Origin of the sequence: Terrisporobacter muris, from assembly GCF_024621905.1 — a bacterium.
Lineage (GTDB): Bacteria > Bacillota > Clostridia > Peptostreptococcales > Peptostreptococcaceae > Terrisporobacter > Terrisporobacter muris.
Genome location: NZ_JANKBY010000292.1, coordinates 1 through 4,809, shown reverse-complemented (window position 1 = coordinate 4,809; position 4,809 = coordinate 1). Strand labels below are relative to the sequence as shown.

Genomic DNA, 4,809 nt, shown 5'->3' with positions numbered 1-4,809 from the left:
ATACTTTAATTATATTCAAAAATAAATTAAAAAACAATAAATAAAAATAAAAAATAAATAATTGATAACAATTATCATTTACAAAATAATATCATTATGGTAAAATATAATCAAAGTTGAAAAAACAAAAGATTTTAGTATAAGAGAAAATAATTTACCATAAAAGCCATAAAAACACCTTAATATTATGTGAAATATTTTATACTGATTTTTAACTTTTAAATTACTCTTAATTGTCAAGAAGAATCTGGGAGTCTGCACCTGGATTCTTTTTTTGTGGAAATTTATAGAGAAGTTAAAATAATATTTTTTATATAAAAACAAGGAACTAACTGCTAATGAAAATCATTTACAAGTAACTTCTTCAGTGATATAATTATATTGGCTTTAAAAATTATCGCGGCAAATAATAATTTTTAAGGAGATTAAAGCAATGGCAAAAATGATGGGACCAAGATTTAAACAATGTAGAAGATTAGGACTAAATGTATGCGGACATCCTAAAGCAATGGATAGAGCAGTGAAAGGAACTTCTAGAGCAGATAAAAAACTTTCACCTTATGGACTTCAATTATTAGAAAAGCAAAGACTAAGAGCTTACTATGGAGTATTAGAAAAACAATTTAGAAATTACTACAAGAAAGCTGAAAAATCTAAAGAATCAACAGGAACAGCGTTAATTCAAATGTTAGAGTGTAGATTAGATAATGTGGCTTATAGATTAGGTTTAGCAAACTCTATAAGACAAGCACGTCAAATGGTTGTTCATGGACATATATTAGTTAATGGAAAAAAAGTAGATATACCTTCATTCTCAGTGAGTGTTGGAGATACTGTTTCTCTAAGAGAAAAATCTAGAAATAATGAAATGTTTAAAACTAATTTCCAAGAAAGAATGCTAGTAGTATATCCTTATTTAGCAAAGGATGAAGAAAACTTTGCAGGTACACTTATTAGAATGCCTGAAAGAAATGAGGTACCAATAGAAATAAATGAAATACTAATAGTAGAGTTTTACTCAAAATAATAAGTAAATTAAAAGACTCAATAAGATGATAGAATGTCTTATTGAGTCTTTTTTGCTATCTTAAGCAAAGTGAATCCTTTTATTTATTTTGGTAATAATAAGAAATATATATTTAAGGAGGTAAAAAATGCAAAAAAGAAACTTAAAATGTAATGCTACAAATTGCGCATTTAACCAAAGTATGGAGTGTAGTGCAGGAGCTATAAATATTAGAGGAGCTCAGGCAGTTACAACTGATGGAACTACTTGTTCTTCTTATGTAGACAGAAGTTCAAATTCATTTACAAATGGTGTAAACTATGTAAGAACTAATCCAAATAATATAAGTTGTGAAGCTTGTAATTGTACATATAACGAAAATAAAAACTGTACTGCTGAAAATGTAAGAATAGATGCACATAAAGCATCTTGTGACACATTTATTTGTGAATAAAATAAAACTAAGGTCTATCTTTTAAGTATTAAGGATAGGTCTTTTTTAATTATAATTATTTTATTAATTAAGGTGATTTTTGTTGTAGTTAAAAATAGATTAGGTTACTTTTTAATAAAGTGAGTAATCACTTATTTTTGGAGGGGCGTAAAATGAAAAAAGATTATTGTATTGAAATAAAAAATATTAGTAAGTCCTATAAAAACAAAAAGTATTAAAAGATGTATCTTTCAGTATTGAAACAGGAGAAATATTTTGTTTATTAGGACCTTCAGGAGCAGGAAAAACAACTTTAATTAGGCTTATTATGGGAATGGAAAGAAGTAATCAAGGTGATATATTTATTTTAGGTAAAAAGGTGCCAAATCCACAAATTATAGAAGGTATAGGATATACATCACAATCGGATGCTCTTTATACGGATTTAAGTATAGAAGAAAATATGAAATTTTATTGTAGATTATATAAAGTGCCTAAAAATGAAAGAAAAAGTAGAATAGAAAAATGTTTGGGACTAGTAAATTTAAATGAAGATGATAAAAAAATAGTAAGCAATTTTTCTGGAGGGATGAAAAGAAGGCTATCCATAGATATATCATTAATTCATAATCCCAAAATACTAATTTTAGATGAACCTACAGTTGGATTGGATCCCTTACTTAGAAAGCAGATATGGCAGGAGTTATATAGATTAAAAGAAAAGGGAGTAACTATTCTTATTACTACTCATGTTATGGATGAAGCATCTTATTGTGATAGATTGGCTTTACTCAGAAATGGAAGATGTATTTGTGTGGGAGAACCAGATAAAATAATAGAAGATAATGAATGCAATACTTTAGAAGACGTATTTTTAAAACTAGGGGGTGATGTATATGAGGATTAATGCTATGGTTTGTAGAATAATAAGACAGTTTTTGCAAGATAAAAGAACCTTAGGTTTATTAATTGTTGCACCCATGTTAGTTTTAACCTTAATGAGTTTTGTATTTACTGATGAAGATGCCGTACTAAATATAGGTGTGGAAAATTCTAATGTGAAGGAAATATTATCTTCTATGGATGATGATAATGATATAAATATAATGGATAAAAAAGAAGCTGAAGAAAAATTTGAAGATAAAGCTTTAGATGCATATATTTATGGTGATGAGAAAGAATTGAATATTTTATTAAATGGAGCTGATAATTCAGTAATTGGTCAGTTAAATAAAAATGTACAAGAAGCTATTAAGGATTACATGTCTCAAAAAGGCGAAGATAATAAAGCTATAATAGAAGATATAGAAAGTAATCCTATGATAAATATGATGAATAAGGATTTTTCTAATAAAATTGACTCTATAGATATAAGTTCAACAGAAATAGAATCATACAATTATTTTGGTGATAATGATATGAGCACCATAGATTATATAGGACCACTTTTAATAGGATTATTTATATTTTTCTTTGTATTTTTAATTTCTGGAGTAAGTTTCTTAAGGGAACGTACAACAGGGACTTTAGAAAGACTTTTGGCTACACCAATCAAAAGATATGAAATAGTTTTTGGATATTTGATTGGATTTGGTATATTTACTATAGTTCAGTCGGCTATAATATCTGCTTTTTCCATAGGAGTATTTAAAATATACAATGGTGGAAGTATAGGTCTTATTCTATTAATAAGTATTGTAATAGCACTTTGTGCTTTAAGTTTTGGTATGTTTGTATCATCTTATGCACATAATGAACTTCAAGTTATGCAATTTATACCTATTGTTATAGTACCCCAAGTATTTTTCTGTGGATTATTTTCCATAAGAAATATGGCAGATCCTTTACAAATTTTATCAAAATGTATGCCATTAACTTATGCAGTAATGCCCTACGAGGAGTTATGACTTGTGGTTATAATTTACAGCAAATTAGTTCTGACTTACTAGTACTTATAGGATTTATAGTAGTATTTGCAATACTAAATATAATTACTTTAAAAAAACATAGGATTTGGTAAGTTGACAAAATGAGTAAATGGGTGAATTATATAATTCAGGAAATGATATCTCAAGACTATATAAAAGAAGAAATAAGAAAAACATTTTTAAATAATGCCTATCCTATATTTACAAAATTAATCAATAAATTTAAGATTGAAAAAGAAATTAATATGACAATTCAAAATATAATAAAATCTTTAACTTAATAAAAGCAGTATATGTAAACTTTACATATACTGCTTTTATTAAATTACCAAAGTTTATATGTCCCCTTATTGTAGTAATTATAATACATATAGTTAGCCCTAAATCCCATTAGTATTCCAAATAATAAGGAAAAAATGCCATGTATATAATTAGTTAAGACTCCCACTACAATAATATATACTACAGCTCCAACGTACATTTTCTTTGTGAACATCCAAATCCAAGAAAATAAAAAAGGAAAGAAATTAAACTTACCTTTATAAGTTTCATCACTATCTTTTATTTTTGTAAATTCTAGTTGATAATAAGGCTTTAGATTAGCAAACTCATCGTAAATTCTATTGCCTGTTTTACCATTTCTATAATATTCTTCATGATTACTTTTATTGTCAGGATTAAAAATTATTATTTTTTCATCTTCTTTATTATTCATATCTGATTTTGCACCACATTTAGGGCAGAATTTATTTTCTTTATCATATTTAAATCCGCAGTTTTTACAAAACATAATTTATCTCCTTTAAAATATATTTATAGTAGAGGACTGTAATTTTTTAGCGCGTAGATAGTAGAAGTATTATAAATATTATTGTTTGATCTGAACTCATATCTTTGAAAAGGAAGATCTGATGCTGAATGATTCAATTTTGGTTTTGACCATGATTTTCCCGAATCTAAAGACTCACTGGTATATAAGTCGAAATATTCAATCCATTGAATATATATTTTTGAACAAGTAGAAATTAAATTAGGAAATACACACATAGAATTCTTACTGATATATTTTTCTGATGAAATAGTAAAATTATTATCCATAAAGTTTCCTTGTATGTATTTACAATAGTACTTATTTTTATTATTTTCTGCAAAAACTATATGATAGTTATTTTCATTATCTATTATTGCAGATAAATAAATTTTATCTTTTTTAGAATTAGTTATTTGTTTAGGACTTGACCATGCATAAAGATTTTCATTAAATGTAGATGAAAATAGCTCCTCATGACGATCTATTAATTTAAAGTAAAATATGGTTGGAACATTATTATTATAAGTAATAACGAAATTAGTTAAGATGCTATAATTGATAAAATCAATTCTAGTTTTCTTACAAATATTTGATGATTTATATAAATGAATTATATACGCACAGTAAGGAT

At 26.1% G+C, this 4,809-nt stretch carries 7 protein-coding genes; 5 read left to right on the top strand and 2 right to left on the bottom strand.

Going from position 1 to position 4,809, the window contains the following annotated elements:
• Nucleotides 1-433: 433 nt before the first annotated feature.
• The 5 genes from rpsD to NSA58_RS16335 all read left to right on the top strand — a co-directional run bounded on the left by rpsD (nt 434) and on the right by NSA58_RS16335 (nt 3,648).
• A complete protein-coding gene (gene rpsD / locus NSA58_RS16355) occupies nt 434-1,027 on the top strand; it encodes a 30S ribosomal protein S4 (RefSeq protein ID WP_074429692.1) in 594 nt (197 codons plus the stop codon).
• A gap of 127 nt (nt 1,028-1,154) precedes the next feature.
• Entirely contained in the window at nt 1,155-1,460 is a 306-nt protein-coding gene (locus NSA58_RS16350) for a DUF1540 domain-containing protein (RefSeq protein ID WP_039681268.1), read from the top strand.
• A gap of 235 nt (nt 1,461-1,695) precedes the next feature.
• Nucleotides 1,696-2,346 carry an ABC transporter ATP-binding protein gene (locus NSA58_RS20785; RefSeq protein ID WP_320649307.1) on the top strand — a complete coding sequence of 217 codons (651 nt, stop codon included), beginning with the start codon at nt 1,696-1,698 and terminating at the stop codon, nt 2,344-2,346.
• Nucleotides 2,336-3,346 carry an ABC transporter permease gene (locus NSA58_RS16340; protein ID WP_139045052.1) on the top strand — a complete coding sequence of 337 codons (1,011 nt, stop codon included), beginning with the start codon at nt 2,336-2,338 and terminating at the stop codon, nt 3,344-3,346. Before NSA58_RS20785 ends, NSA58_RS16340 begins: the two co-directional genes overlap by 11 nt.
• Before the next feature lie 134 nt (nt 3,347-3,480).
• Nucleotides 3,481-3,648 carry a hypothetical protein gene (locus NSA58_RS16335; RefSeq protein WP_161791948.1) on the top strand — a complete coding sequence of 56 codons (168 nt, stop codon included), beginning with the start codon at nt 3,481-3,483 and terminating at the stop codon, nt 3,646-3,648.
• A gap of 44 nt (nt 3,649-3,692) precedes the next feature.
• Here the strand turns inward: NSA58_RS16335 and NSA58_RS16330 are convergent, their stop codons facing one another.
• Entirely contained in the window at nt 3,693-4,157 is a 465-nt protein-coding gene (locus NSA58_RS16330; RefSeq protein ID WP_039681267.1) for a DUF2628 domain-containing protein, read from the bottom strand.
• A 23-nt stretch (nt 4,158-4,180) separates the two neighbouring features.
• On the bottom strand, nt 4,181-4,809 hold a 629-nt coding region (locus tag NSA58_RS16325), incomplete at its 5' end, for a hypothetical protein (RefSeq protein ID WP_330652592.1).